The sequence below is a fragment of the Rhizobium sp. CG4 genome (genome assembly GCF_023701965.1).
Taxonomy (GTDB): domain Bacteria; phylum Pseudomonadota; class Alphaproteobacteria; order Rhizobiales; family Rhizobiaceae; genus Agrobacterium.
Genome location: NZ_JABAEG010000003.1, coordinates 185,706 through 211,885, shown reverse-complemented (window position 1 = coordinate 211,885; position 26,180 = coordinate 185,706). Strand labels below are relative to the sequence as shown.

Annotated in this window: 25 protein-coding genes; 6 read left to right on the top strand and 19 right to left on the bottom strand. The window is 54.4% G+C overall.

What is annotated here, in order from left to right:
• Nucleotides 1-86: 86 nt before the first annotated feature.
• From HGO37_RS11250 to HGO37_RS11195, 12 genes are all read right to left on the bottom strand, one after another.
• The gene (locus HGO37_RS11250; protein WP_250983695.1) at nucleotides 87-1,346 is read right to left on the bottom strand and encodes an ABC transporter substrate-binding protein; all 1,260 of its coding nucleotides are present in this window, start codon (nucleotides 1,344-1,346) and stop codon (nucleotides 87-89) included.
• 48 nt (nucleotides 1,347-1,394) lie between these two features.
• Nucleotides 1,395-2,561: a PLP-dependent transferase gene (locus HGO37_RS11245; RefSeq protein ID WP_250983395.1), complete on the bottom strand. Its 1,167-nt coding sequence runs from the start codon at nucleotides 2,559-2,561 to the stop codon at nucleotides 1,395-1,397.
• Nucleotides 2,558-3,277 (bottom strand): FadR/GntR family transcriptional regulator, encoded by a 720-nt coding sequence (locus HGO37_RS11240; RefSeq protein WP_250983394.1) that lies wholly within the window; start codon nucleotides 3,275-3,277, stop codon nucleotides 2,558-2,560. The genes HGO37_RS11245 and HGO37_RS11240 overlap by 4 nt, the downstream gene beginning before the upstream one ends.
• 258 nt (nucleotides 3,278-3,535) lie before the next feature.
• Nucleotides 3,536-4,519, bottom strand: a complete 984-nt coding sequence (locus HGO37_RS11235; RefSeq protein WP_250983393.1) for a type II secretion system F family protein — start codon at nucleotides 4,517-4,519, stop codon at nucleotides 3,536-3,538.
• 12 nt (nucleotides 4,520-4,531) lie between these two features.
• Complete coding sequence (locus HGO37_RS11230; protein ID WP_192486766.1) at nucleotides 4,532-5,545, bottom strand: type II secretion system F family protein; 1,014 nt, start codon at nucleotides 5,543-5,545, stop codon at nucleotides 4,532-4,534.
• Nucleotides 5,546-5,559: 14 nt separating this feature from the next.
• A complete protein-coding gene (locus tag HGO37_RS11225; protein ID WP_250983392.1) occupies nucleotides 5,560-7,044 on the bottom strand; it encodes a TadA family conjugal transfer-associated ATPase in 1,485 nt (494 codons plus the stop codon).
• A gap of 30 nt (nucleotides 7,045-7,074) precedes the next feature.
• Complete coding sequence (locus HGO37_RS11220) at nucleotides 7,075-8,364, bottom strand: CpaE/TadZ family protein (RefSeq protein ID WP_250983391.1); 1,290 nt, start codon at nucleotides 8,362-8,364, stop codon at nucleotides 7,075-7,077.
• A gap of 35 nt (nucleotides 8,365-8,399) precedes the next feature.
• Nucleotides 8,400-9,134 carry a CpaD family pilus assembly protein gene (locus HGO37_RS11215; protein ID WP_285200561.1) on the bottom strand — a complete coding sequence of 245 codons (735 nt, stop codon included), beginning with the start codon at nucleotides 9,132-9,134 and terminating at the stop codon, nucleotides 8,400-8,402.
• 14 nt (nucleotides 9,135-9,148) lie between these two features.
• On the bottom strand, nucleotides 9,149-10,744 hold the full coding sequence (locus HGO37_RS11210) for a type II and III secretion system protein family protein (RefSeq protein ID WP_192486763.1): 1,596 nt from the start codon (nucleotides 10,742-10,744) through the stop codon (nucleotides 9,149-9,151).
• On the bottom strand, nucleotides 10,741-11,553 hold the full coding sequence (gene cpaB / locus HGO37_RS11205) for a Flp pilus assembly protein CpaB (protein WP_250983390.1): 813 nt from the start codon (nucleotides 11,551-11,553) through the stop codon (nucleotides 10,741-10,743). The genes HGO37_RS11210 and cpaB overlap by 4 nt, the downstream gene beginning before the upstream one ends.
• 142 nt (nucleotides 11,554-11,695) lie before the next feature.
• A complete protein-coding gene (locus HGO37_RS11200) occupies nucleotides 11,696-12,208 on the bottom strand; it encodes an A24 family peptidase (protein ID WP_250983693.1) in 513 nt (170 codons plus the stop codon).
• A 116-nt stretch (nucleotides 12,209-12,324) separates the two neighbouring features.
• Nucleotides 12,325-12,507, bottom strand: a complete 183-nt coding sequence (locus tag HGO37_RS11195; protein ID WP_192486760.1) for a Flp family type IVb pilin — start codon at nucleotides 12,505-12,507, stop codon at nucleotides 12,325-12,327.
• A 467-nt stretch (nucleotides 12,508-12,974) separates the two neighbouring features.
• On the opposite strand from HGO37_RS11195, the gene HGO37_RS11190 reads away from it, so the two are divergent.
• Complete coding sequence (locus tag HGO37_RS11190; RefSeq protein ID WP_405049446.1) at nucleotides 12,975-13,331, top strand: pilus assembly protein N-terminal domain-containing protein; 357 nt, start codon at nucleotides 12,975-12,977, stop codon at nucleotides 13,329-13,331.
• Nucleotides 13,332-13,401: 70 nt separating this feature from the next.
• On the opposite strand, the gene dnaA is transcribed toward HGO37_RS11190, so the two are convergent.
• The 4 genes from dnaA to mutM all read right to left on the bottom strand — a co-directional run bounded on the left by dnaA (nucleotide 13,402) and on the right by mutM (nucleotide 17,919).
• Nucleotides 13,402-14,970, bottom strand: coding sequence for a chromosomal replication initiator protein DnaA (dnaA, locus tag HGO37_RS11185; RefSeq protein WP_192486759.1), 1,569 nt, complete (start codon nucleotides 14,968-14,970; stop codon nucleotides 13,402-13,404).
• Nucleotides 14,971-15,742: 772 nt separating this feature from the next.
• Entirely contained in the window at nucleotides 15,743-16,009 is a 267-nt protein-coding gene (gene rpsT, locus HGO37_RS11180; protein ID WP_192486758.1) for a 30S ribosomal protein S20, read from the bottom strand.
• Between the two features lie 204 nt (nucleotides 16,010-16,213).
• Nucleotides 16,214-16,987, bottom strand: a complete 774-nt coding sequence (locus HGO37_RS11175; RefSeq protein ID WP_250983389.1) for an enoyl-CoA hydratase — start codon at nucleotides 16,985-16,987, stop codon at nucleotides 16,214-16,216.
• Nucleotides 16,988-17,010: 23 nt separating this feature from the next.
• The gene (gene mutM, locus HGO37_RS11170) at nucleotides 17,011-17,919 is read right to left on the bottom strand and encodes a bifunctional DNA-formamidopyrimidine glycosylase/DNA-(apurinic or apyrimidinic site) lyase (protein ID WP_250983388.1); all 909 of its coding nucleotides are present in this window, start codon (nucleotides 17,917-17,919) and stop codon (nucleotides 17,011-17,013) included.
• 143 nt (nucleotides 17,920-18,062) lie between these two features.
• Between mutM and ubiE the strand changes: the two genes are divergently transcribed.
• Nucleotides 18,063-18,839 carry a bifunctional demethylmenaquinone methyltransferase/2-methoxy-6-polyprenyl-1,4-benzoquinol methylase UbiE gene (gene ubiE, locus HGO37_RS11165; protein ID WP_192486755.1) on the top strand — a complete coding sequence of 259 codons (777 nt, stop codon included), beginning with the start codon at nucleotides 18,063-18,065 and terminating at the stop codon, nucleotides 18,837-18,839.
• A 36-nt stretch (nucleotides 18,840-18,875) separates the two neighbouring features.
• Nucleotides 18,876-20,450 (top strand): 2-polyprenylphenol 6-hydroxylase, encoded by a 1,575-nt coding sequence (ubiB, locus tag HGO37_RS11160; RefSeq protein ID WP_250983387.1) that lies wholly within the window; start codon nucleotides 18,876-18,878, stop codon nucleotides 20,448-20,450.
• On the opposite strand, the gene HGO37_RS11155 is transcribed toward ubiB, so the two are convergent.
• The 3 genes from HGO37_RS11155 to HGO37_RS11145 form a co-directional block, all read right to left on the bottom strand.
• A complete protein-coding gene (locus HGO37_RS11155; protein ID WP_250983386.1) occupies nucleotides 20,443-20,802 on the bottom strand; it encodes an MmcQ/YjbR family DNA-binding protein in 360 nt (119 codons plus the stop codon). The two genes, ubiB and HGO37_RS11155, sit on opposite strands and share 8 nt — an antisense overlap.
• On the bottom strand, nucleotides 20,799-22,004 hold the full coding sequence (gene coaBC, locus HGO37_RS11150; RefSeq protein WP_250983385.1) for a bifunctional phosphopantothenoylcysteine decarboxylase/phosphopantothenate--cysteine ligase CoaBC: 1,206 nt from the start codon (nucleotides 22,002-22,004) through the stop codon (nucleotides 20,799-20,801). The genes HGO37_RS11155 and coaBC overlap by 4 nt, the downstream gene beginning before the upstream one ends.
• 165 nt (nucleotides 22,005-22,169) lie before the next feature.
• A complete protein-coding gene (locus HGO37_RS11145; protein ID WP_250983384.1) occupies nucleotides 22,170-23,753 on the bottom strand; it encodes a peptide chain release factor 3 in 1,584 nt (527 codons plus the stop codon).
• Nucleotides 23,754-23,843: 90 nt separating this feature from the next.
• Here HGO37_RS11145 and dut point away from each other — a divergent pair, with 90 nt between their 5' ends.
• The 3 genes from dut (at nucleotide 23,844) to cysK (ending at nucleotide 26,161) form a co-directional block, all read left to right on the top strand.
• Nucleotides 23,844-24,317 (top strand): dUTP diphosphatase, encoded by a 474-nt coding sequence (dut, locus tag HGO37_RS11140; protein WP_250983383.1) that lies wholly within the window; start codon nucleotides 23,844-23,846, stop codon nucleotides 24,315-24,317.
• A gap of 113 nt (nucleotides 24,318-24,430) precedes the next feature.
• Complete coding sequence (locus tag HGO37_RS11135) at nucleotides 24,431-25,048, top strand: LysE family translocator (protein WP_250983382.1); 618 nt, start codon at nucleotides 24,431-24,433, stop codon at nucleotides 25,046-25,048.
• Between the two features lie 144 nt (nucleotides 25,049-25,192).
• The gene (gene cysK, locus HGO37_RS11130; RefSeq protein ID WP_250983381.1) at nucleotides 25,193-26,161 is read left to right on the top strand and encodes a cysteine synthase A; all 969 of its coding nucleotides are present in this window, start codon (nucleotides 25,193-25,195) and stop codon (nucleotides 26,159-26,161) included.
• The last annotated feature ends 19 nt before the right edge of the window (nucleotides 26,162-26,180 follow it).

Genomic DNA, 26,180 nt, shown 5'->3' with positions numbered 1-26,180 from the left:
ACTGCCGCTATTTTCTTGGGCTGGCGCAGAACATTCCGGCCAGCGAGTTGCGGTGCGGGACATGAAGTCCCGCACCGCACTTTGTATTACTTCTTGGCGAGGTGCTTCTGCTGCGCCTTCGTCAGGTAGTCGGCCCACTGGTTGGCCAGATCTTCCGGGGTGATGTCACCCAAGAGAGCTTCCTGCGAGGTCTTGATAACCAGCGAATCCTTGAAGAACGCAAATTCTTCGAGATAGGTCGGCATGGTTGTCGGAACGGCGTTCTTGTCTTCCAGCTCGGCAAACCAGCCCTTGAACTGCTCGCTTGCGTAGAACGGATCTTTTTCAGCCGACTTGTGAACCGGAAGAGCGCCTGTCTTCTTGTTCCACTCGATGTTGCCTTCTGGGCCTTCGAGCGTCTCAATCAGCTTCCAGGAAAGATCCTTGTCCTTGGACGACGCCATCATCGACCAACCGGCAAAACCGATTGTCGGGAAGGTCTTGCCGTCAGGACCCTTTGGCATGGTCATGATGCCGTAGTCTTCCGACTTCATGCGCTCAGCGATCGCAATGAGGGCATCCGGGTCCTGGTCAAGGAAGGCGCAAGTGCCGGTGTAGAAGCCGGCCACGATTTCGTTGAAGCCCCAGTTGACGCTGTCCTTTGGTGCATAACCGTTCTTGTAGAGATCGATCAGCCAAGTCAGCCCCTTGACCCAGCCTTCGCTGTTCATCGTCGAGGTGCCGTCTTCGTTGAAGAACTTGTTGGAGCCGGCCATAGAGGCGCCGAACATGATCCAGCCGTTCAGGCCACCGGGACCACCACGAAGGCAATAACCGTATTTACCGGGCAGAGCTGAGATCTTTTTCGAGGCCTCTGTGAACTCGTCCATGGTCTTTGGCGGCTCGGTCACGCCGGCTTCCGACAGAAGCTTTTTGTTGTAGAACATGGCGCGCAGATAGAAGCCGTATGGCAACATGTAAGCCGTGTCCTTCACATCGCGGCCAAGTTCCAGCGCGCGTGCAGTCAGACCCGGTGTGTGCTCCCACTTAGCGAGATAAGGCTCAAGGCTTTCGAGCATGCCATTGTTGGCATAAAGCGACAGCCATGTATCCGGCATTTCGATGACGTCAGGGACTTCACCGGCCGATACCATGGTCGCGAATTTCTGGAATGCCTCCCCCCAAGGAAGCGAAATGATCTCAACCTTGGTGCCAGGGTTCGCTGCCTCAAACTTGGCAACGATAGACCTCAAGGTTTCGGTACGTTCTGGGCTGGTAATAACCTCCACCAGCTTCAATGTCGTGTCCGCAAGTGCCGTCCCTGCCATCATCGAGGCAAAAACCGCAGCGGTCAGCAGCTTCTTCATCATTCCAGTTCCCCCTATTGTTGGGTTTCGTTGGTTGTCGTTACTCCATCAGGTAGCAGCAGCGATGGCCGCTTCCAGATCTCCCCAAAGCGCATCCGTCCCCTCAAGACCGACATGCAGACGCACCGAACGCGCGCTGATGCCGAAGGTCTGAGCCGAATTTGGCTGCGCTTTTTGTTCCAGCACCACCTCACCGGGAACGATCAGGCTTTCGTGACCGCCCCAGCTGACGCCGAGCTTGAAAAATTTAAGCTGATCCGCAAAAGCGCGCACATTCACGCCTTCCCGGAAAATGAATGAAAACAGGCCCGACGTGCCGTTAAGACCGGTAGGCAGGCGATTGGCCAATGCCGGATGGCAGACGGTTTCCACAACATCGAGTTCCTGAAGCTTGCGGGCAATCGCCAAAGCCGATTGTTCATGCGCCTTCATACGAATTGGCAGCGTGCGCATACCGCGGATCAACAACCAGGCATCAAATGGCGACAGCTTGCCGCCGAGATACGGGTAGGCTTCGCCACGAATGCGGCCAATCAGCTCCTTCGAACCGGCAACAACACCGGCAACCACGTCGCTGTGACCACCCAGATACTTGGAGGCCGAATGCAAGACGATATCGACACCCAACTTTAATGGCTGCTGGAAGATCGGGCTGGCCCAACTGTTGTCGATGACGCTGATGATGCCGTGTTTGCGGGCGATTGCTGCCAGTGCGCCAACATCATGTGCTTCCATGACCCAGCTTGTCGGGCTTTCCATGTAGAACAGCTTTGCACCGGGGAGGGCCTTGGCAACAGCCTCTTCGTCGCGGCCATCCACATAGGTGACCTCAACCTTCATGCGCTTCAGCAACGTGCCAAACAGACGGAATGCGTCCGGGTAGACGTGGCGCACGGCAACAATGCGGTCACCCGGCTCTACGAATGACAGGACAGTCGAAGAAATGGCCGACATGCCGCTGGCAAACCCGATGGCGTCTTCCGCACCCTCCAGCTTGGCCAGCATTTCCTCAAATGCCCGGACCGTCGGGTTCAGACCACGGGTATAGACCGGACGGGATTTTTCGCCGCGATAGGTCGAGACCATCTCGTCATAGCTGGAGAAGGTGAACAGCGACGTCTGCACGATCGGCGGCACAACGGCTTCAAAAGCATTTGTTTCGTCATGGGCCACGATCTGTGATGCAAGATCGAACGTGCCGGCTACATCATTCATTTGGACATTTCCTTGATATCTTCCTCGACGATGTCGAGAATCTTGAGTGTTTCGCGCCGTGCCGCCTCGGTATCCTGGGCGGCGATGGCGTTAAATAGCGTGCGATGGAATGGGAATGAGCGCCTTGCAAAGTCCGGGCGGTCAAATGGCTGATCCCAAAACTGCTCGAAAGCCTCTCGCATCTGTTCCAGCAACTGGCGGAAAAGCGGGTTGTGGGTGGCATCATAGATGGCAAGATGAAACTCGAGGTCCTGGCGACCGGAGGTGCCTTTTTCGATATGCACCCGCTCCATTTCATTAAGTTTTTGTTCGATGTTGGCGACATCTTCAGCGGTACGACGGCGGGCTGCTACCATGCTGGCTTCGACCTCTATGCCGCGCCGCACTTCGAGCGTCTGCAGCAGGATGTCGCGCAGATTTACCGTCTCAAGGGATAGCGGCATATGAATCGTCGCGGTGGTGACGGGCTTTAACAGATAGGTACCGCTGCCTTTACGGGTTTCCATCACGCCGAGCGCCTGAAAATGCCGGATCATTTCGCGGATGGTCGAGCGGCCAACCGCGAGAGCTGCCATCAGCTCGCGTTCGGCAGGTAAACGGTCACCTGTCTTGAGGCTGGCTCTATCAATATAGTCCGACAATGCACTGGTAACCTGTGCCACACGATCGATCGGTGGCAGTGGCGCGATTGGCGGCCTCTCCTGTTTCAGCTTCACTCTTTCTTCCCCGACGACCTATTAATTGGTCTGACATCTTAGCATTATGCCGCATTGGCAATCTGTCAAGGCCGAGGTTGAGCGACTTTGTTCTGTTTTTAAGATGTTGGAAAATGGCTGGAAGGCGCCGACAGCTGTATATGACGACGCAAAAAATCAAACAATAACAATGAAAAAATACTATAGCGCACTATGGAACACGCGAACCAACCGCCACTCTCACGCAATTGAATTGCAGTGCTTGATCGGTAAAACCAATTAGAAGCGATCGGCGACCTGAATGCCTGCAGGCCCGAGAATAACCGCGATAAGCACTGGCAGAAAAAACAAGATCATCGGCACGGTGAGCTTTGGCGGCAAGGCGGCAGCCTTTTTTTCTGCCTCGTTCATACGCTCGTCTCGACCTTCCTGTGCCAAGACACGCAGTGCCTGCGCCAGCGGCGTACCATAGCGTTCTGCCTGAATTAGGGCTTGCGTAACGCTCTTGACGATATCGAGCTGTGTACGGATGCCAAGGTTTTCAAGCGCCGTGCGGCGATCCTGAAGAAACGACAATTCAGCCGTTGTCAGCACCATTTCTTCCGCAAGTTCCGGTGACTGGTCTGCCATTTCTTCCGCCACACGCCGCATGGCTGCTTCCATAGAAATACCAGATTCAACGCAGATCAACATCAGATCGAGTGCGTCTGGCCAAGCACGTTTGATGGAATGCTGACGCTTTTTCATTTGGTTGGAGATGTAGATGTTTGGCGCATAGAAACCGATATACGCCACAACGATCACCACCAGAATACGTATCGGCATGGCCTTCTCGGCCAAGTTCCCAAGTCCAAAAACCCAAAGGACAGCAAGGACCAGAAATACGAATGGCAGAATAAAACGGGCAGCAAGGAACGTGTTGAGCGCATTCTGTGAGCGATAACCCGCCGCCCGCAGCTTGTTCATGGTGTTTTCATCAACAAGGGCTTCGCGAAGGTTGAAGCGTTCCACGATCTTGCGCGCTGACTTGTTGTTGGAGGTGCGTAGTGAGCCCTTGTTGCTTAGCTCCGCTTGCATGCGCTCACGTTCACGGCTGCGGATCTGATCGCGTTCTGTGGACACAGCCTTCATGCGCTTGTTGAGATCACCCTTTTCAAAATAGGGAATGACAAGCGTGTAGAAAGTTGCAAATACGGCCAGCGCAACAAGCAGCGCGATGATCATCGTCGGATTGGTCAGGCTTTTTGCGAGTTCCTCAGACATGCGCTGCCACCCTCAAATATCGAAATTGATCATGTTGCGCATCACAAGGATGCCAATTGACATCCAAACACCAGACACGCCGAGGATGATGTGACCTCGAGGATCGGTAAACAAGTGCATGATGTAGTCGGGCGAGGTCATGTAGACGAGAAAGGCCACAATGAACGGCAAAGCGCCAATGATGACAGCGGAGGCTTTTGCCTCCATCGACAACGCACTGACCTTAGCCTTCATTTTTTTACGCTCACGCAGCACTTTTGCAAGGTTGGACAGCGCCTCTGAAAGGTTACCGCCGGCCTGCGCCTGAATGGTGATGACCGTGGCAAAAAAGTTCACTTCGGAAAGTGGCATGGTCAGCGTCATGCGGGTCGCCGCTTCGGGAATACTCAGCCCAACTTGCTGCGCATCAAGAATGCGCTGGAACTCGGTTTTCACCGGTTCCTGTCCATCGGCAGCAATCAAACGAACAGCGTCATTCAGCGGCAGACCGGATTTGATGGATCGGCACATAACGTCAAGCGAGTTTGGAAATTCATCCAGAAACTTGCGTTGCCGGCGTCCGACAAGAAAACCCAATATCCAGCGCGGTAACCCTAGGCCGCCGACGAAAGAAATGGCCAGAACGATCAAAAACGGCAAGCCCGAGATAAGAGTCAGCAAAAAGATAACCAGACCGAGCACAGCGCTCAGCATGTAAAATTTGCCAATGGTGATGGTTAAGCCGGCCTGCGTGATCTTGCCCTTCAGGGTGACATCACGGTTCTTTTTGGTTTTTTCCTGCTGTCGCTTTTCGAGGTCCTTCAGGTTGTCCTGAACGGATTTTCTCCGTTTGCTCAGTTCCTGGACCCTATCACGGGCAGCCTTGATTTTAACGCGGTCCGTTTCGGCCGATTTGACGCGGTTAACACGGGTTGCGGTCTTGTTTTCAACCTCGATGCGTTGGAAAAGAAACGCATAGGCAAGGGCGGCGGCAGAGATGCCGACCAGCGCAACAAGCATAAATATCGTCAGCCCATTTCCAGCCATTTATCGCTCAAATCCTATTGCGATTTCTTTTCCATCTCATCAAGGGCCGCCGCCAAACGGCGTTCCTCGTTATAGTAGCGCGCACGGTCCCAGAAATGCGGCTTGCCGATGCCGGTCGAGACATGGCGACCAATCAGCTTGCCCTGCGCATCTTCGCCTTCGATTTCGTAGCGCACGAGATCCTGGGTGATGATCACATCGCCTTCCATGCCGATCACTTCGGTGATGTGGGTGATACGGCGCGAACCATCCCGGAGGCGGGTCGCCTGAATGACAATATCAACGGAGCCAGCGATGATTTCACGCACCGTTTTGGCAGGTAAAGTAAATCCGCCCATGGCAATCATCGATTCCATACGGCTGAGGCACTCTCGTGGTGAGTTGGAGTGGATCGTTCCCATGGAACCGTCATGACCGGTGTTCATCGCCTGCAACAGGTCGAAAACCTCTGGTCCGCGCACTTCGCCGACGATGATACGTTCTGGGCGCATACGAAGGCAGTTCTTGACCAGGTCACGCATGGTGATCTCGCCTTCGCCTTCAATGTTTGGTGGACGGGTTTCCAATCGCACCACATGCGGCTGCTGCAATTGCAGTTCCGCGGTATCCTCGCAAGTAATCACCCGCTCATGTTTGTCGATGTAGCTGGTCAGGCAGTTGAGCAGTGTCGTTTTACCCGAACCCGTACCACCTGATATAACCACGTTACAGCGCACCCGACCGATGATCTGCAAAACTGCGGCACCTTCTGGGGTGATCGCACCAAACCGCACCAGTTGGTCAAGCGTCAGCTTGTCCTTCTTGAACTTACGGATGGTGAGCGCGGGTCCATCAATCGCCAGAGGCGGAGCAATAACGTTGACACGCGAACCGTCAGGCAGACGGGCATCGCATATCGGGCTTGCTTCATCGACGCGACGGCCAACCTGGCTCACGATACGCTGGCAAATGGAGAGAAGCTGCGTGTTATCGCGGAAGCGCACTTCCGATTCAATGGTTTTACCATCCACTTCGATAAATGTCTGACCGGAACCGTTGACCATGATATCGGCGATATCATCACGTGCCAGAAGGGGCTCCAGTGGACCATAACCGAGAACGTCGTTGCAGATATCCTCAAGCAGTTCTTCCTGCTCGGAAATCGACATGGCGAAATTTTTGATAGTGATGATATCGTTGACGATATCGCGAATTTCGTCGCGGGCGCTTTCATTATCCAGCTTGGAAAGCTGCGAAAGATCGATCGTGTCGATAAGGGCGGAGAACACCTGCCCTTTGGTCTTATAGTACTCTTCGGTGCGCGCCATTTTTTTGCGCTGAGGCGGTTGAGAATTCGCCTGGAGTGGTGGCGTCGGAACCTGCTGACGGGAGATTACCGGCTCGAGCGTTTCGATTTTTTCGGGTTTCGGCATGACAGGCGCAAGAATTGGCGCAGGCGCCCTCACCTGCCCGATGCCAATACCTCTTCCAGCGTCTTCGTTTCCGCGTTTTCCAAACATGCCAGTTTTCCAGTTTCATCGAGCAGCGGTTTATTTCCGCTTCAGCAATTCCATAATCTTACCCAGCCCCGGTTTCTTGGCCTTCTTGGCGCTCGCACGCCCGGTCACGAGGTGGGCAATCTGCGAAAATGTCTCCGCAACAGGTGATTTCGCATCAATCTCGCTGATCATGCGACCGCTATTGGCCGCATTGCCAAACAACTGGACATCAAATGGAATGATGGCAATCGGAGAGATTTCCAGCGGCTCGAAGAAATCGGCGGGCGCAATCTCCGGGCGTTTCGCCATGCCGACCTGGTTGAGGACCAGATGTGGCGGCTTGTCGTTCGGGCGCATTTTTTTCAGGGAATCCAGCATGTTCTTGGTGTTGCGCAGGTTGGCAAGGTCAGGAACGGCGGTGATCACCACCTCGTCTGCCTCTGCTAGAACGCTGCGTGTCCACTCACACCAACCATGTGGAATATCCAGTACCGCGACAGGCGCGGTTCGCTGCAGCAGTTCCATCACCGGCTGGAATGCAGCGCGATCAAAATCATAGGCACGATCAAGCATTGACGGCGCTGCCAGCAGCGAAAGATGTTCGGAACATTTCGTCAAAAGGCGGTCAAGAAACATCTCATCCAAACGTTCCGGCGAAAACACGGCTTCGGCAATGCCTTGCGCAGGATCCTGATCGAAGTCGATATTGGCAGTCCCGAATGGAAGGTCAAAATCAGCAAGAATGGTTTCTGTCGAAAACAGGTTTGAGATGCCAAAGGCGCAGTTATGCGCAATGGTCGACGATCCAACCCCACCCTTCGCTCCGATGAAGGCGATATTGCGTCCCAAAGGTTCAGCCTCTGGATCGACAAAGATGGCTGAAATAGACGAGAGGAGATCCGACATCTTGACCGGAGCAACGAGATATTCGGAAATGCCGTTGCGGATAAGGTCCCGGTAGAGTGAGATGTCATTGTAATGACCAACAATGACGACACGCGTGGAGGGATCACAGACTTCGGCCAGCGGGGACAACTCATCCATCAGCTTTGATGGATCACATTTCGTTTCGAGAATGATCAGGTTGGGTGTCGGTGACGATGAAAACATGCCTGCAGCGGCTGCAATATCACCATTGGTAATACGCAGGCTGACTTTACCCATACGCCGGTCACTGCCCAGACGCTCCATGACGCGCAGCATAACTTCGCTTTCGCAAAAGCTATGGATGGAAATCCGCGGCAAGGGCCGCAGATTATCCATGTCGGAAGGCTTGTGCAGGTCGTCGAAGTTCACTTCGTCGTCACCACTGCCTTTGATCTCGTATTCTATCGCGCTCATGTTTCACCTGTCAGGAAATGGAGTACCGGCCTGCATTAGTCAGCGGAGGCGGTATTATCTCCGTTGCGGTACCCATCAATGACAACAGACCGGCGTTCAGCATCAATTGGCGTCATGCCACGGGGGGCTACAAGGTCCATCGGATTGGCGATCTGGGCCGCGAGGTTATTTTGCGTCGCGCAACCGAAATTATGCCAGTTACGATTTTTGGAGGTGTTACTGGTCAGATCTTCGGGCCACTCGCCGCACTGCCCTGTCATGGCCGTCACCGCGACATAGCTGAGACGAATTGGCGCTGCATCACCCTGTGGGCCAGCAGCGTACACTGTTTCAACGATCTTGCCGGCAGGGACACCAGAACCCGTCAAGATCGTGCGGATCTGCTTGCCCATGCGTGACGCGGCTGCCGCATTGGGCGAGCCGGATGGCAACTGTATCTGCACGATACCGGTGGACGTTCCCTTGTAGCTGGAAACGAACCCCCTGATATTATCGGCCGCCGGTGTGGTTAAACGGCTGTCGCCTGACGAGACCGGAATATCGATCGTATGTTCCGCTTCATTCAGTGTAATTGGGTGGCGTGTGCGGTAATCGTCCGGGATAGCGCCAGTGTTCATGCCATCCCGCGTGCCACAGGCCTGCAGCAAGCTGGCCATCGCAGTCACGGCAAGCGCAAAGGATACCCTGCGAAGCGGCGAAGCGTAAACGGTTGTCTGTGTTGCCAGCATGGTGGCCCCCCTCGTGCCGGGAGCAGCGGCATACGGTTTCATCTGAAGCTCCATCGTCATTTGTAGATAAACCCAACAGTGCCCTGGTACGGTGCGGCAGGAGCCTTTTCCTTGCGGCCGTACACCTTGTTGACGCGGTTCATGAAATACATGGCGGCATCGTTTTCCGGGTTAAAGTTATCATCCGGGCGAGCAATCTGATTACGCGCCACCGGGCGAACGAGATACGGCGTGGCAATGATGACCAGTTCCGTTTCGTTGCGGATGAAGTCCTTGCTGCGGAAAAGCGTGCCGAAAATTGGCACCTTGGAGATGCCCGGAAGACCGGACATGGCCTGGCGAATGTTATCCTGCACCAGACCGGCAATCACAATCGAACCACCTGACGGTAGCTCTACAGTAGTTGACGCCTCACGTTTGCGAATGGACATATAGGTCGCGCCTGGCGTGCTGCGCATAGTGCTGCCGGTGACGACGCTACCTTCATAGGTCGGTTCGGAAACGTTGGTCTCAATCTTGAGGCTGATACGACCAGGCGACAGAACAACCGGGCGGAAGTTCAGTTCGATGCCGTAATCAACCGTGTTTGTCTGGCGGGTCAGAACTGGACGTTCAGCGCCGGTTACTCCATTTTCCTCAGTGGAAATTTCCTGAGTACCCTGCATGCGGAATTCACCGCCAACATAGAACTTTGCCTGTTCTCCCGAAATAGCGGTCAGGCTCGGTTCTGCCAATGTCCGCATGACACCAGCCTGCTCCATGGCATTGATGTAGGAGGAAAAACGCATGGAGCCGGATCCGATCGAGCCGGTGATCAAACCGGAGGATGGATTGACCGCACCACCGAGATTGGCCGGGTTTGCAAATGAGAAGCCATTGCCACTGCTCGTGCTGCCAATAGAACCACTGAAACCAAGTTGCTTCAGCACCTGCCTGCTGACCTCAGCAACCGTGACCTTCAGCGTGACCTGATCTTCGCCCTCAATCGTCAGCATGTTAACGATCTGTGATGTCTGGCGCTGTTCGGCGAAAATTGCCGCGTCGCCACCATTATCGCCGCCTGTCAATGTTACGTTGCGGGTGGTAGCTTCACCGCCTTTGAGGAAGGCTTCAGCGAGTTGAACCGCACGTGCTGAATCCTGTGGTGTCCGCACTGTGCCCGTCAGAACAATGTTGTCCGAAACGATCTCAACCTTGATATCGGAATCTGTGATGAAGCGACGCAGATTCGCTTCAAGACCATTAATGTCACGCTCGACCTCGAGATCGAGGCTGACGATTTCCTCACCATGGGCACCGAAAATGAAGATGTTTGTCTGGCCGACAGATTTGCCAAACAGGTAGATGCGCCGGGATGTGCGTGTGACAGCGTCTGCCATGCTTGGATCTGCAACGAGAATATCATGCGCATCCTGTGGCAGGTCGACAACCAGCGCCTTGTTCAGGCCAAGTTTCAGACGCTTACGTGTGCCCTTGCCACTTTCGGTAATACGAATGATGCTTTCAGACGCGGCTTGCGCTTCAGCTTGCTGGAAGCCGCGAGGTGTAAAGTCACCCGGAATACCGGAAAAAGCCAGGCAGAATGCCAGGCTTGCCGTGACGGAGGAACGGAGTGTCCGTTTGATGTTTCTCACGTTACCTCTCCCGCTCATTGTGATGCACCTTGCTGTTGGCCGTTCTTGACGATCGAGCCGGATTTAATGACCTGAATTTCAGGTTGGCCAGTGCCGCCGCTCAGCAGGTAATCCGCGGAAACAGTGTCACTTTCCTGGGCGTCTGATACGGAACGCAGCGACAGGGTCAGCCGATCAGCCATCTGCTGCGCAACAGTAATGATGCGGGCCTGATCCGGTGTCAGTTCCAGCGTCGCGGTTGCACCGACAACGGATGACACACCATCTTCGCCCTCACGGATTTGCTGGTCGATTGCCAGAACCCGCACGTTGTTGAGAACATTTTCCGTCTGGAAAGAGCCTTCATCGCCCTTGCGAACCATGATGACATCCACCCGGTCGTTGGGCAGGACAAAACCACCCGCGCCGGTGGCGACCGATATTTCCGTTGCAACAGCGCGTTTGCCGGCTGGCAACAGGGCAGACATGATGCGGCTGCTGGAATCGACAACTTTTTCGGGACGTACGGGTTCGCCTTCAAACATTGGCAAACGCACGATAGCACCAGTCAACTCTGTCAGAGCTTCTGGGCGATTGTCCTGCGTGACATATCCTTCAACGACGCTGCCTTGCGGCCATGGCACCCAACGGACTGAATCAGGATTCAATCGGCTGCCAACCGGCAGGTTGACCGACGATACAAGCACGTTGACCGTTGGCTCTTTCTGTATGATTGCTTCTGCCTTCTCCACGACCTGTGGAGTGCTGGCAAGGTTCATTGCAATCATCCCGGCGAGACCGGCAGCAATGACTGCAACGGACAGAATGATGATGCGTGCGGGTTTCATGACCAATCCTGAGGCTTTGAATTCGCCTTTTAGGATGGCCCGCAATTCGTGTAATTATGGTTAACGCACCACTTACATTCGTGGTTAACAAGAGATTTCCGGAAAATATTGTTGTAAACGGTCTATTTACTGACTGATAATCTCAGGAAAGGCTGGCAATCGCCGCTTTGACGATAGGCGCTTCGACGTATGTTATCAAACCTGCTGCGCCAATAGCGATGCCATAAGGCACTTTCTTCGCCGTCATAAGGGAATTGGGAATTGGTAACCCAGTTGCAAGCAATGTCACCGCCTGCGAACGCATCAGCAGGATCAGCAGTGTCAAAACACCACCTGCATAACCGACAGCTGTCAGAAACAGAAAAAGTGATTGATCAAATCCAAACCACACTGCAGCAGCCGTCAGGAGTTTTGCGTCACCGCCACCCATGACATTCATGGCAAATAGGCAGAAACAGATTGCAAAAACGGCGAATCCGGCCAGTAGGCTCATGCCGATTGCCGACCATGCCATGCCCGTAAAGGGTGCTACAACAAGGAATGCACCGAACAGGATCAAAGAAACCCTATTGGGTATGGTCATAGTGAAAAGATCAGTGAATGCCGCTAGCGTGAGGCATAAAGGCAGGATCAGAAAAATCGCAGCAATAACCATGATTATCTCTCCTTTATGTCTTTGGATACGCGAGTTCAAAAGTTCATCTGAACAATGTGAATAAAACAGTACTGCCCCGAATAAACGGGGCAGCGTCGTTCAACATATATATTGAATTATGGAGCCTTCGCGCCAACTGTCAGGTATGTGGACAAATTGTTGAACTGAGTGTTCAGCTTGTTGCCCAGGGCAGTGGCACCGGTGATGAGCGCGACGGAAATCAGCGCTGCAATCAGGCCGTATTCGATAGCGGTTGCGCCGGATTCGTCCTTGACGAAACGTGCGAAAATCTTGGTCATGGAAACTCTCCTGGTCTGTTGTTTGTTGTTCAGCACACCGACAACTGTTTCCGTTGTTCGGTTGGACAAAACCTACACAGAAGCGATTGCCATCCCCTTAAGAAATCGCCTTAACAAAGTGTGAACGCATTTCTAATTTTGGGATGGTAAATAACTTACTCAATACGTTGAAAAACCGACTCTATTCTGAAAATTACACAATTTCATAAGTATTCGGACTGGCAATCAACCTCGGATATGCTTCATTTCGAGATTCACCCGCGAACCAAAATGAAACGCAGGCGTCCAGAATGCCGACAGCAGTGTTTAATGTGACCCATATTGAAATGGTTAAACCGACTTTCGCCTTAACGCTTCATTAACCAAACCTGAGCATTATCTCTCGAATAGGAAATATTGTTCCGGCGTAAAAAAGGCATTTGATGGCAATGGCACTCCGTTCGCTGGCAAAAATCACAATTGCTGCCATGGCAATCCTGTTGCCAATGGCTGGCATTGCCACGTCTGACGACGACATGCTGCGGGTGTCAATGAACCATGCGCGGGTTCTGCGGCTGGATCGTCCCGTCAGCAAAGTGATTGTCGGAAACGCCAAGGTGGCGGACGCGACGGTTTCAGACGCGCATACAATTGTGCTGACTGGCCGCAGCTATGGGACAACCAATCTTGTGCTTCTGGATGCCGACGGCAACGCCATTGTCGATGAACGCATTCTGGTGTCGATTGACGAAGGCAACACGGTGCGCGTGTTCCGTCAAACTGAACGGACGGTGTTGTCCTGTACACCGAACTGTGAGCAGCACTCACAAAATGAAGGGCCTTAACACATCCCTTCATCAGAAGAAAGAAAAGCGGCCCGAAGACCGCTTCTCTTGAAAATATGGACTGGAAAAATCAGGCGTTATTCTCGTTGATCAAACGCTTTAGAAGTTCAACCTCATGGCCGAGCTTGGTATCTGCGCCAATCAGTTCCTCGATCTTGCGCACGGCATGCAGAACAGTGGTGTGATCGCGGCCACCAAAACGACGTCCGATTTCCGGAAAGGAACGCGGGGTCAGCATTTTTGACAGGTACATGGCGACCTGACGTGGTTTGACGATAACGCGTGTGCGACGGTTCGAGACAAGCTCCTGTCGAGACACGTTATAATGACGGGCCACAATACGCTGGATGTCTTCGATACGAACCCGCTTTGCTTCCCCGGCCCCTACCAGATGCGACAGAAGCTCGTCGACGCGTTCAACCGACAATAATGGCTCGAATGAACGACGGAAAATGAGCTGGTTGAAAGCACCTTCCAGTTCACGACCACTTGCCGTTACGCTGCGCGCAACATGGGTGAGAATTTCCTCGGGAATTTCCAGAGCCGGATCATCCTGTCTGGCAGTGCCGAGACGACGGTTCAGCATTTCATAACGCATGTCGTAGTCGGGGCCTTCGATTTCGACGGCCATACCGCCCTGAAGACGCGAACGAACACGCGGATCGAGCGATTCCAACTCCCATGGAGCACGGTCAGCGGCCACAACAACCTGCTTTGCACTATCAAGCAACATATTCAGCAGATGGCAGAACTCGTGTTGGATCATCTTGCCCTGCAGGAACTGCATGTCATCGATGACCAGAAGGTCGATGTTACGCAGTGTATCCTTGAGGGTCAGGGCATCGTTGTCGCGGATCGCGGTCGCGAAACGCCACATGAAATATTCAGCTGTCAGGTAGACCACGCGCGAATTGCGCGGGCTATCGATTGCAGCATTGGCAATGGCCTGAAGAAGGTGGGTTTTGCCCAAACCAACACCTGCATGGATAAACAGCGGGTTGAAGCGCACAGCACCTGCACCAGCTTCAGCAATCGTCTTGGCCGCCGCCAGCGCAACACGGTTGGAAGAACCTTCAACGAAGGTATCAAAGGTAAAACGGCTGTCGAGCGGCGAACCGAACAGCGGTCCACCCGATGTCTGGCGTGCAGGCTGAGCCTGGCTTGCGGCGGCTGGTACAGACATACCAATCGGCTGGGCTGCTGCAGTTTTGCTGCGGGCAGCGACCGGTGCCATGGTCTCTGTTGCCGGTTCGGCGCGTTCAGCAGTCTGCGGAACGCGAACATTTGTACGGGTTGCCGAACGGACGAGAATCTCGACCTTCAGAACCTCAGGATCCTCACTCTGCACAAGGCTGGTGATCAGATCAATATAACGGTTGTTGATCCAGGACTTCAAAAACGTCGTTGGAACTGTGAAACGAACGACACTCTTGGAAACCGAATGAAGTTTAAGCCGCGCAAACCAGCTTGCGTAAACTTCAGGACCAACCTGCGCCTTCAAGCGTGCACTGAAGCGTTCAAACAGTGCATCTTGAGTCATCTTCGATTTGTCCCCTACCGGTTCAGAGCAAACGTCATCACATGCCTGCGATGCGCGGTCCCCGTTTACCGCCGCACCCATCACCAAATTCATTTGCATATTGCCGCCTTTCAAATTGCCAATCATAGCCTGACGAAAATACCCCGCCAGGGAAAACCTTCTCGTTATTGCCTTGAGCTACCCCCTCGTTAAGAATCGCTCAAAGTTCGTTTATTGCTCGCGAGCCGGTTGTCCCATTTCCCTCTTCATCATGGAGAGGCCTGCGATGCACTTGTCGGTGCTCCTTTCGTTTCAACTTCAGATCACTTTTTTCAAGACAAAGAAATTCCGCTCTACAACCATCACAGTTGCAGTTTGCATCGTGTCGATATCTGAAAAAACGGGATGAAAAACATCCCGCCGCAAGGAACTATCGAACCTTCGAATTCAATACTCGAAACAGTTGATGGATTGTAATCCGTGCCCCCTGACGAGGTGCATTTAGGCAGGATCGTAGGTTGAGATCAATGGTCATTTTTCTGCAAAGCCGAAGATCAGCCATTGACTCTGACTAACCATTTTGCATCACGCCGGGCCTATTTTGGAGAATCGCTTATGAATCAATGAGATTCAAATTTCTAGGCTTTCGCGAGGCTATCCAAATAAAAAAATTAAAAAAAAACTTGACTCGAAACCTCTGCCACCTTTCGCAGAGAAAGATAGGCTACTTGATAAAGACCTCTCGCAAGCATTTGATTTTAAAGGATTTTTTGTGTCATCAGCTTGACTTGGGATTGTCATGTTAAATGCCGAGAAGTTAATAAACGGTTACAAGCACAAAAAGCCCGGTCCGAAGACCAGGCTTTTAAAATTATATTCCAAAAGGATTATATTAGGCTGCGAGAGCCTTAACACGCTGTGCCAAACGGGACACCTTGCGGGATGCGGTGTTGCCGTGAAGAACACCCTTTGTGGCTGCGCGCTGGATTTCCGGCTGAGCGGCCTTCAGAGCTTCGGTTGCAACAGCGAGATCGCCAGTTGCAATCGCTTCTTCAACCTTACGGATGAAGCCACGAACGCGCGAACGACGAGCCTTGTTGACTGCAGTGCGGCGAGCGATCTTGCGGGTCGCCTTTTTCGCCGAAGTTGTATTGGCCATGTATGCCTCTCTTCGAATTCGATTTAATTTCCACAACCACAGGACAGAGTCTTTCAAAGACCTCACGTTCCAGAATTGCGGGAGTTATTTGGACAAGCCTGACGGGCTATCCTTTACCGTGGGCGGGCATATAGCTCGAATGCGCGCGCCCGTCAACGCGCATTTTCAACGAAACCAGAGATTCCGACTCCATTGCGCGAAATATCAGCGATTGCGAAACGCCGGTTTCCGCTTCTCCACGAATGCAGCCATACCTTCTTTCTGGTCCTGTGTGGCAAAGAGCGAATGGAACATACGCCGCTCAAACCGCAGACCTTCTGCAAGCGGCAGCTCAAAGGCGCGGTTGACGCTTTCCTTGGCCATAAGAACGGAGGCACGCGACAGGGAGGCTATACGTGTGGCGGCCTCCACAGCCTCGTCCAGCAGTTTTTCTGGCGCCACTATGCGGGACACAAGGCCAGCACGCTCAGCCTCTGCAGCGTCCATCATACGGCCCGTCAAAATGAGATCCATTGCCTTTGCCTTGCCTACGGCGCGGGTTAACCGCTGCGAGCCACCCATGCCGGGTATAATGCCCAGTGTAATTTCGGGCTGGCCAAACTTTGCCGTCTCCGATGCGATGATGAAATCGCAGATCATGGCAAGCTCGCAACCACCACCCAGTGCGAAACCGGATACGGCGGCAATGACGGGCTTACGGGTAGCCGCAACATCGTCCCAGCCACCGATAAAGTCGCCCAGATAGGCGTCGACAAAATCGAGCGTCTGCATTTCCTTGATGTCGGCACCAGCCGCAAATGCCTTTTCCGATCCGGTGATGACAATGGCGCCGATGGAATCGTCTGTCGTGAACGACTGCATAATGTGGCGCATCTCTTTCATGACCGTCGAGTTCAGCGCGTTCAGAGCCTTGGGACGATTGAGGGTGATGACACCAACCTCATCGCGCTTTTCCACCAGCAACGTTTCATAATCCATGGCCGTTCTCCCTAGGGCTCGTGTCAGGTCTGGCAAACCGCGCAATAAAAAGTAGAGCGACCTGCCTGCGTGATGCGTGTCACCGTACCCGCGCAACCGGGTGTGCGGCAAGCGTGCCCTTCCCGGTCGTAGACGGAAAAGGAGTGCTGGAAATAACCGAGCGTACCATCCGTCTGGATATGGTCTTTCAGTGACGATCCTCCTGCGGCGATGGCATCGGCAATCACGTCACGAATTTTCTGGGTCAGCAGAACCAGTCGGTCACTCGCCTCACCCGCTTTGGTCACCAGCGTACCGGCGGCCCGCTCCGGCGACAGGCCCGACCGCCACAGGGCCTCACAAACGTAGATATTGCCGAGACCTGCGATGATCTTCTGGTCAAGCAACACTGTCTTCAAGGGCTGCTTACGGCCCGCAAAACGGCTGGCAAGATAATCGGCACTCAAGCTGTTACCTGTGGGTTCCGGGCCAAGGCTTTCAAATGCCGGATAGCGATCGATATGGCGCCGATTGATCAGATGCATGAAACCAAACCGGCGCGGGTCATTATAGATCACGCGCTGCGGCCCACTTTCCGTTTGTAAATGAAAGATCACATGATCGTGCTTTTCATCCTTTGAACGTGGGTGATGGAACCCACCCGGCGTCTCAGGTTCACCCTTGCCACTGCTAACGCCCCCCGCCTCGATACGGAACGATCCGGACATACCAAGATGGGCAACGACCGTGCGGTCTTCCTCCAGATCAATCAGCAGATATTTGGCGCGGCGGCCAAGCGACAGAATCTTGCGACCGGCGAGATCAGAGCCAAAACCTTCCGAGAACGGAAACCGAAGATCAGCCCGACGCAATTCCACCGCGTCAACCAGCGCGCCTTCCATGGTGGGCGCCAGACCGCGCCTGACTGTTTCTACCTCTGGCAATTCGGGCATGGCATTCATCCAGTTGTTTATCGATGCGACTTTATGCTCTATAGACCACCTGCACATATCGCGGCCATTTGATACCGCCACAGATAGCGTCGCGAAAGCGTTTCCGCTATGGTCCGCCGCGCAATAAAGAATGGAGACAGACAATGACCGAGGCCCGCACCACCGCAGATGGCGGCATGGAAACGTCTTACGGCTTTCACAAGGTCGAAGAAGGCCAGAAGCAGGGCATGGTCAACGAGGTCTTCCATAAGGTCGCCAAGAAATATGACATCATGAATGATGTGATGTCTGCCGGTCTGCACCGCCTATGGAAAGATGCGATGGTATCCTCGCTCAATCCGCGCAAGGATCCGACCTACAAGGTGCTGGATGTTGCGGGCGGCACGGGCGACGTTGCGTTTCGTATCGTCGAGGCGTCGAACCGGCTGGCGCATGCCACGGTTCTCGACATTAATGGCTCCATGCTGGGTGTCGGTCAGGAACGGGCTGCCAAGAAAGGTCTTTCCGAAAATTTGACGTTTGTTGAGGCCAATGCCGAAGAGCTGCCACTGGAAAGCAACAGCTTTGATGCATACACGATTGCATTTGGCATTCGTAACGTACCGCGTATCGATTTCGCCCTGAAAGAGGCCCACCGCGTTCTGAAACGTGGCGGCCGTCTGCTGGTGTTGGAATTTTCCGAAGTGGAAATGCCGCTGCTCGACCGGGTCTATGATCTGTGGTCGTTCAATGCCATTCCGCAGTTCGGCAAGATGATTACCGGTGATGCCGAGCCCTATCAGTATCTGGTCGAATCCATCCGCAAATTTCCCAAGCAGGAAGATTTCGCGACGATGATCCGCACCGCCGGTTTCTCGCGCGTCAGCTACACAAATTATACCGGCGGCATCGCTGCACTGCATTCCGGCTGGAAACTGTAATCCAATGACTTTCTACCGTCAGAACAGAGCATTTGCATGAGCTTACCGGGTGCATATTTCCGGCTGGCACGGGTCGGCTGGGTTCTCGTGCGTGAGGGCGTGTTTCTGGCACTGCCGTCCGATGATCTGCCCGCATCGGCAAAATTTGCCAAAGCGCTGCTGAAACCCTTTGCGCGCAACCGTGCCAAAAGTCGCGAGCGTAGCGACAGGCTGGCGCGTGCGGTGGAACGGCTCGGGCCGTCCTATGTCAAGATGGGCCAGTTTCTGGCGACCCGCCCTGATGTGGTGGGTGCCGAATTTGCCGATGACCTGGCTGGTCTTCAGGACCGTATGGCATTTTTCCCGATCAGCGCGGCAAAGGCCAATATCGAGGGATCGCTCGGCCGTCCGGTGACCGAGCTTTACCGCGAGTTTGGCGATCCGATTGCCGCCGCTTCAATTGCGCAGGTGCATCCGGCCATCGTGGATACGCCACAGGGACCGCGCAAGGTTGCCGTCAAGGTCATCCGCCCCGGTGTGCGACAGCGCTTCCAGAACGATCTGGAAGCAATGTATCTGATTGCCGACCTGCAGCAGCGTTTCGTTCGTTCTGCCCGGCGCCTGCGTCCGGTTGAAGTTACCCGCGCGCTGGAGCAGACGACCAAGATCGAGATGGACCTGCGCCTTGAGGCTGCAGCCCTTTCAGAGATTGCCGAAAACACCAAAAACGACCCCGGTTTCCGCGTGCCTGACGTGGACTGGGAACGGACCGGCCGTGATGTCGTGACCATGGAGTGGATCGACGGCATCAAGATGTCTGACGTGGAGGCGCTGAAAGTGGCGGGCCACGATCTCGACAAGCTGGCCGATACGCTGATCCAGTCATTCCTGCGCCACACCCTGCGTGATGGCTTTTTCCACGCCGATATGCATCCCGGCAATCTGTTTGTCGATGCCAAGGGCATGATCGTTGCCGTCGACATGGGCATTGCTGGCCGTTTGGGGAAAAAGGAACGCCGATTCCTCGCCGAAATTCTCTATGGCTTCATTACCCGCGATTACATGCGCGTCGCCGAGGTGCATTTTGAGGCGGGTTATGTGCCCGGCCATCATGATATTGCGAGCTTTGCGCAGGCCATCCGCGCCATTGGCGAGCCGATCCACGGTCAACCAGCCGAAACCATTTCAATGGGCAAGTTGCTGACGCTGCTGTTTGAGGTTACCGAGCTTTTCGACATGGAAACCCGGCCTGAGCTGGTGATGCTGCAAAAAACGATGGTGGTAGTGGAAGGCGTTTCGCGCATTCTCAACCCACGCTTCAACATGTGGAAGGCTGCCGATCCGGTGGTTGGCAGCTGGATACGCGACAATCTCGGTCCCAAGCGCATCGTCACTGACTTGAAGGACGGCATGAAGGCGGCTGTAAAGCTGGCCGAGGCCCTTCCGGAAATTGCCGCCAAGACCGAAAAACTGCATGGCGAACTGGTCTATATGAGCGAAAACGGCGTGCGTTTCGATCCGCAGACCGCAGAAGCCATCGGCAAGGCAGAAGCGCGTCACACCCGATGGGGCCGTATCGCGCTTTGGATCATTGCTTTGGTGCTGGTTTACATCGCAATACGGATCAGCTGATAGCGATCCCCAGCTCCGTGCGCAGCTTCTTGGTTAGCCCAGATGCTACCATGTCATAGGAGCGGCGCACATAATGCTCGAGTTCCTCGCGCTTCAGCGGGGAATGTTCTGCGATCGATATCCATTTGCGTTTGGCGAAATAGGGCGCCTGACCTATGCCTTCGAGCGAGGTGAGGATTTCAAAACTTTCCTCGGAGCACTTCACGACAAGACGCCAGTTATCGCTGTTGCCGAGAACGGCAAAAACCTTACCCCCGACTTTGGCAACGTGCGAATCCCACTGGTCGACAAAGGTTACACCCGGCCACTTCGACAACAGGTCATCAAAACCATTGCGGTCAAAAATGCTCATGCCAGTTTCTCCGCAATCATCGCTGCGAGACGGTCGGCAACTTCATCCTTGCCCATATCCGGCCAAGCCTCGACGCCATCTTTCGAAATCAGCTTTACCTGATTGCGCAGTCCGCCCATCACACCGGTTTCTGGGGATACGTCATTGGCGATGATCATGTCGGCGCCCTTGCGTTCCAGCTTGGCGCGGCCATTATTTTCGACGTCCTGTGTTTCCGCAGCAAAACCGATGACCAAAGTCGGACGTTTTTCATGATGACCGACGGTTTTCAGGATATCGGGGTTCTCTGTCAGCATGAGTGCCGGTGGTGCATCACCCGGCTGTTTCTTGATCTTCTGATCGGACGCAGTGGCCACCCGCCAGTCCGCAACCGCTGCCACAAAGACGGCAATGTCGGCTGGCAGACGCTCAATCACCGCATCACGCATTTCCTCGGCCCGCTCGACATGCACGGTGCTGACACCAGCGGGATCGGCAATGGTGACAGGGCCAGAGACCAGGGTCACTTTGGCACCCAGGCGTGCAAGGGCGGCAGCTATGGCGTGGCCCTGCCGGCCAGAGGACCGGTTGGCGATATAACGTACGGGATCAATCGGTTCATGGGTCGGACCTGAGGTCACAATCGCCGTTTTACCGGCCAGTGGTTTGGGCGCAGTATCAAAAAGTCCCGCGACGGCCTCAACGATCTGCAGCGGCTCGGCCATACGGCCCGTGCCGCCCTCGCCTTTCTCGGCCATTTCACCAGCCATCGGGCCAATGAAATGAATACCGTCGTTTTTCAATGTCACGATGTTGCGCTGTGTTGCACTGGCCGACCACATTTTCGGGTTCATGGCCGGAGCGATCAAAATTGGCTTGTCGGTGGCCAACAGCACGGTTGAAGCCAAATCATCGGCCAGACCATGTGTCATCTTGGCCATCAGATTTGCAGTAGCTGGGGCAACCAGAACAAGATCGCAATCGCGCGCCAGCCGGATATGGCCGACATCCTGCTCATCCTGCCGTGAAAAAAGCTCGGTAAAGACGTGGGTGGCTGACAGTGCACCAACCGCGAGCGGCGTGACAAATTCCTGCGCACCTGCGGTCATCACGGGCGTTACCTTTGCGCCACGCTCTTTCAGGCGGCGAATAAGATCAAGGCTCTTATAAGCCGCGATCCCGCCAGAAATGACCAGAAGAATGTGTTTGCCTGAAAGTGTCATGCGCGAAGTAACCGATTGATGTTTCAACCGACCCTAGCGCATCGCCACAAAAATCGGAATCGATTTTCGCAAGGTGCAAAACATCCCTCAAAAGCATGAAAGCGCCGTTCATCTTTGACACACGGCGCTCTCGGCATTGATCCCGGGGATGCTTTTGATCGGCTATCACGCCGCCTTGGCAGCGTGATATTCCTTGATGGCAACCATCTTGATAGCCGGATAACGCTCAGATTCGTAGCGCAGCGAAAATGCATCCTGTGCTAGGAATACCGGATCGCCGTCCAGATCGCGGGCGATGTCGCCACGCTTGACGTTGAGGAACTTGTCCATTTCCGCAGGCTGGTCCGAGGAAATCCAGCGGCAAACCGAAAAGCGCGACATTTCAAACGACACCGGCAGGCCATATTCGCCCATCAGACGCTCTTTCAAAACGTCCAACTGCAGCGCACCGACCACACCGACGATCGCAGGGGAGCCGTCCTCTGGCGAGAACAGCTGCACAACGCCCTCTTCCGCCATCTGTTGTAGTGCTTCTTTCAGCTTCTTGGCCTTCATCGCATCTTCCAGTCGCACGCGACGCAGAATTTCTGGCGAGAAGTTCGGAACGCCTTGGAACACAAGGTTTTCACCCTCGGTCAGCGTATCGCCGATACGAAGTGTGCCGTGGTTGGGAATGCCCACCACGTCACCGGCAAAGGCCGTATCAGCCAATTGGCGCTGCGAGGCAAAGAAGAACTGCGGCGCCGTTAGACCCATCTGCTTGCCGGTACGTGCCAGACGCGCCTTCATGCCGCGCTCCAGCTTGCCGGAGCAGATGCGGGCAAACGCGATACGGTCGCGGTGGTTCGGGTCCATATTGGCCTGAATCTTGAACACGAAAGCCGTCATCTTGTCTTCCGCCGCATGAACGGTGCGAGTGTCTGCCACCTGGTCACGCGGTGGTGGCGCAAAATCGCCCAGCGCGTTGATGAGATCACGAACACCAAAGTTGCGCAGTGCCGAACCAAAGAACACGGGGGTCATGTGGCCTTCGAGAAAAGCCTGACGATCAAATGGGCGGCAAGCTTCTCTCGCCAGTTCCGTTTCTTCGATAAAGGCTTCACGCTCATTTTCTGGCAGACGGTCAGCAACTGCTCTTGGGCCATCAACCGGCAAAGATTCAACCTGCGTATCGACACCACGGAACGTGTTGTTGGCCAGATTATATGCACCGGAGAATGTCTTGGCGCGGCCAACTGGCCAGGTTACAGGCGCGGTGTCCAGCGCCAGTTTTTCTTCCACCTCATCCAGAATTTCAAATGGGTCGCGGCTTTCACGGTCCATCTTGTTGATGAAGGTGATAATCGGGATGTCGCGCATACGGCAGACTTCAAACAGCTTCAGCGTCCGCGGCTCGATACCCTTGGCGGCATCGATAACCATGATCGCGGCATCCACTGCCGTCAGCGTGCGATAGGTATCGTCCGCAAAGTCTTCGTGGCCCGGTGTATCGAGAATGTTGAACACCCGGTCATTATATTCAAAGGTCATAACAGAGGTGACGACCGAGATGCCGCGCTCGCGCTCTATCTTCATCCAGTCCGAACGGGTCTGGATACGGTCCTTCTTCGCCTTCACTTCACCGGCCAGCTGGATAGCTCCGCCGAACAGCAGCAGTTTTTCGGTCAGCGTCGTCTTACCGGCATCCGGGTGCGCAATAATCGCGAATGTGCGACGGCGGGATACCGCCTCGGCGAGTGTTTCAGCCATTGAGAAATTCCTGTTGATTGGCGCCGTCTTTACAGTTTCAAGCCGCGATATGCAATTGACCTGCGCCACCGTGACAAAGCAAATGGCACCATGCCTTATGATATGTCCTCATCTCCGCAGCTTAAACTAATCCGTCTTGCCAATGGCAAGGGGGTGGAACTGCCATCTTACGAAACCAGCGGCGCTGCTGGCATGGACCTGCGCGCTGCCGTGGATGCCGATTCTCCGGTTATCCTGAAGTCCGGTCAGCGCATGCTTGTGCCGACAGGTTTCATCTTCGAAGTGCCCGTTGGCTTTGAAGCGCAAATTCGCCCTCGTTCCGGTCTTGCGATCAAGAACGGTATCACCTGCCTCAATTCACCAGGCACTGTGGACAGCGATTATCGCGGTGAAGTCAAAGTCATTCTCGCCAATCTCGGGCAGGAAGACTTCGTCATCGAACGCGGCATGCGCATCGCACAGATGGTGATTGCACCTGTGACGCAGGTTGTTGTGACCGAGGTCAGTGAGACCTCCGAGACCAGCCGTGGAACGGGCGGCTTCGGTTCAACTGGGACTGCCTGAGGGGTCTTAAAACGCATCGGTTTGCGCGCGTCTGCATCGCCCGAATTGTCATGATTGAAAAGTTCATGCCAGTTGGATACACCGCACAGCAGAATGTGTTTTCGGAGCCTTCCATGACAATCGGTACCCTGCTTGCCTACGCCACAGCCCTGTTCATTGCCGCTGCCATTCCCGGCCCCGGCATGACTGCCATTGTGGCGCGTGCTTTGGGCTCCGGTTTTCGCGAAACCTTCTTCATGGGGCTTGGGCTTGTTCTGGGAGATATGGTCTATCTGACAGCCGTTATTCTTGGACTGGCCTTTGTCGCGCAGACCTTCCACGAAGCGTTTCTGGTGCTGAAATTCGCGGGCGCTGCCTACCTCATCTATATTGCATGGAAGCTTTGGACGGCGGGGCTTTTGTCGACCGACCTGAAAGCGCGTAAATCCACCAGCATCGGCATGTCATTCATGTCAGGTCTTCTGATCACGCTCGGCAACCCCAAAACTATGCTGTTTTACGTGGCACTTGTTCCAACGTTAATTGATATTCGTGTTATCGGTATCACGGAATATCTGACGCTGATTGCCGTTACATTCGTGGTTTTGTTGGCAGTGCTTCTGCCCTACATCCTGCTTGCCACCAAGGCGCGCACTCTGCTGAAGAAACCCCTCGCATTGCAAATTCTCAACCGCACAGCCGCCGGTATTCTGGCGGGAACAGCGGCAATGATTGCCACCCGCGCCAGTTGAAATATTTGTTCGACTAAAGTGGAGATTTCACGAGAATTTTCCAAGTAACGGCTCGCATAAGAACAAACGTTCGCTAGCCTGAAACCGTGATTGCTCCTATTCTGCGCGGTAATTTCTGCCGGTTGCATGTTAAAGGAGACTATCATGTCAGAAGCCCGAAAGCCCGGACGCGGACGTATCTATTCGTCGATCACCGAGACGATTGGTGATACGCCGATCGTACGCCTCGACAAGCTGGCCAAGGAAAAAGGCGTCAAGGCCAACCTTCTGGCAAAGCTCGAATTCTTTAACCCGATCTCCTCGGTCAAGGACCGTATTGGCGTAGCGCTGATCGAAAGCCTTGAAGCACAGGGCAAGATCACCCCCGGCAAGACAACGCTTGTTGAGCCGACATCCGGCAATACCGGCATCGCGCTCGCCTTCGCGGCCGCTTCCAAGGGTTACAAGCTTATTCTGACCATGCCGGAAACCATGTCGGTCGAGCGTCGCAAGATGCTGGTGCTGTTGGGTGCCGAGCTTGTGTTGACCGAAGGCCCGAAGGGTATGAAGGGCGCCATTGCAAAGGCGCAGGAACTGGCAGAAACACTGCCTGACGCCGTTATTCCGCAACAGTTTGAAAACCCAGCCAACCCTGAGATTCATCGCAAGACAACTGCCGAAGAAATCTGGAACGATACCAACGGTTCTGCCGACATTCTCGTGTCCGGTATTGGCACCGGCGGCACCATTACCGGTGTTGGCCAAGTATTGAAGGCACGTAAACCAGGCTTTAAGGTGGTTGCGGTTGAGCCTGCTGACAGCCCCGTTCTGTCCGGAGGCAACCCCGGCCCACACAAGATCCAGGGCATCGGCGCAGGTTTTGCTCCCGCCGTTCTCGACACAACCATCTATGATGAAATCGTCACCGTCACCAATGACGAGGCGTTTGAAACGGCACGCCTCGTTGCGCGCCTTGAAGGTGTTCCGGTTGGCATTTCCTCCGGCGCTGCGCTTGCAGCCGCCATCAAGGTGGGCAGCCGCGAAGAAAACGCTGGCAAGAACATCGTCGTGATCATTCCGTCCTTTGCGGAACGTTATCTTTCGACAGCATTGTTTGAAGGTCTCGGTCTCTAACACAAAAAAAGGCCCGCCA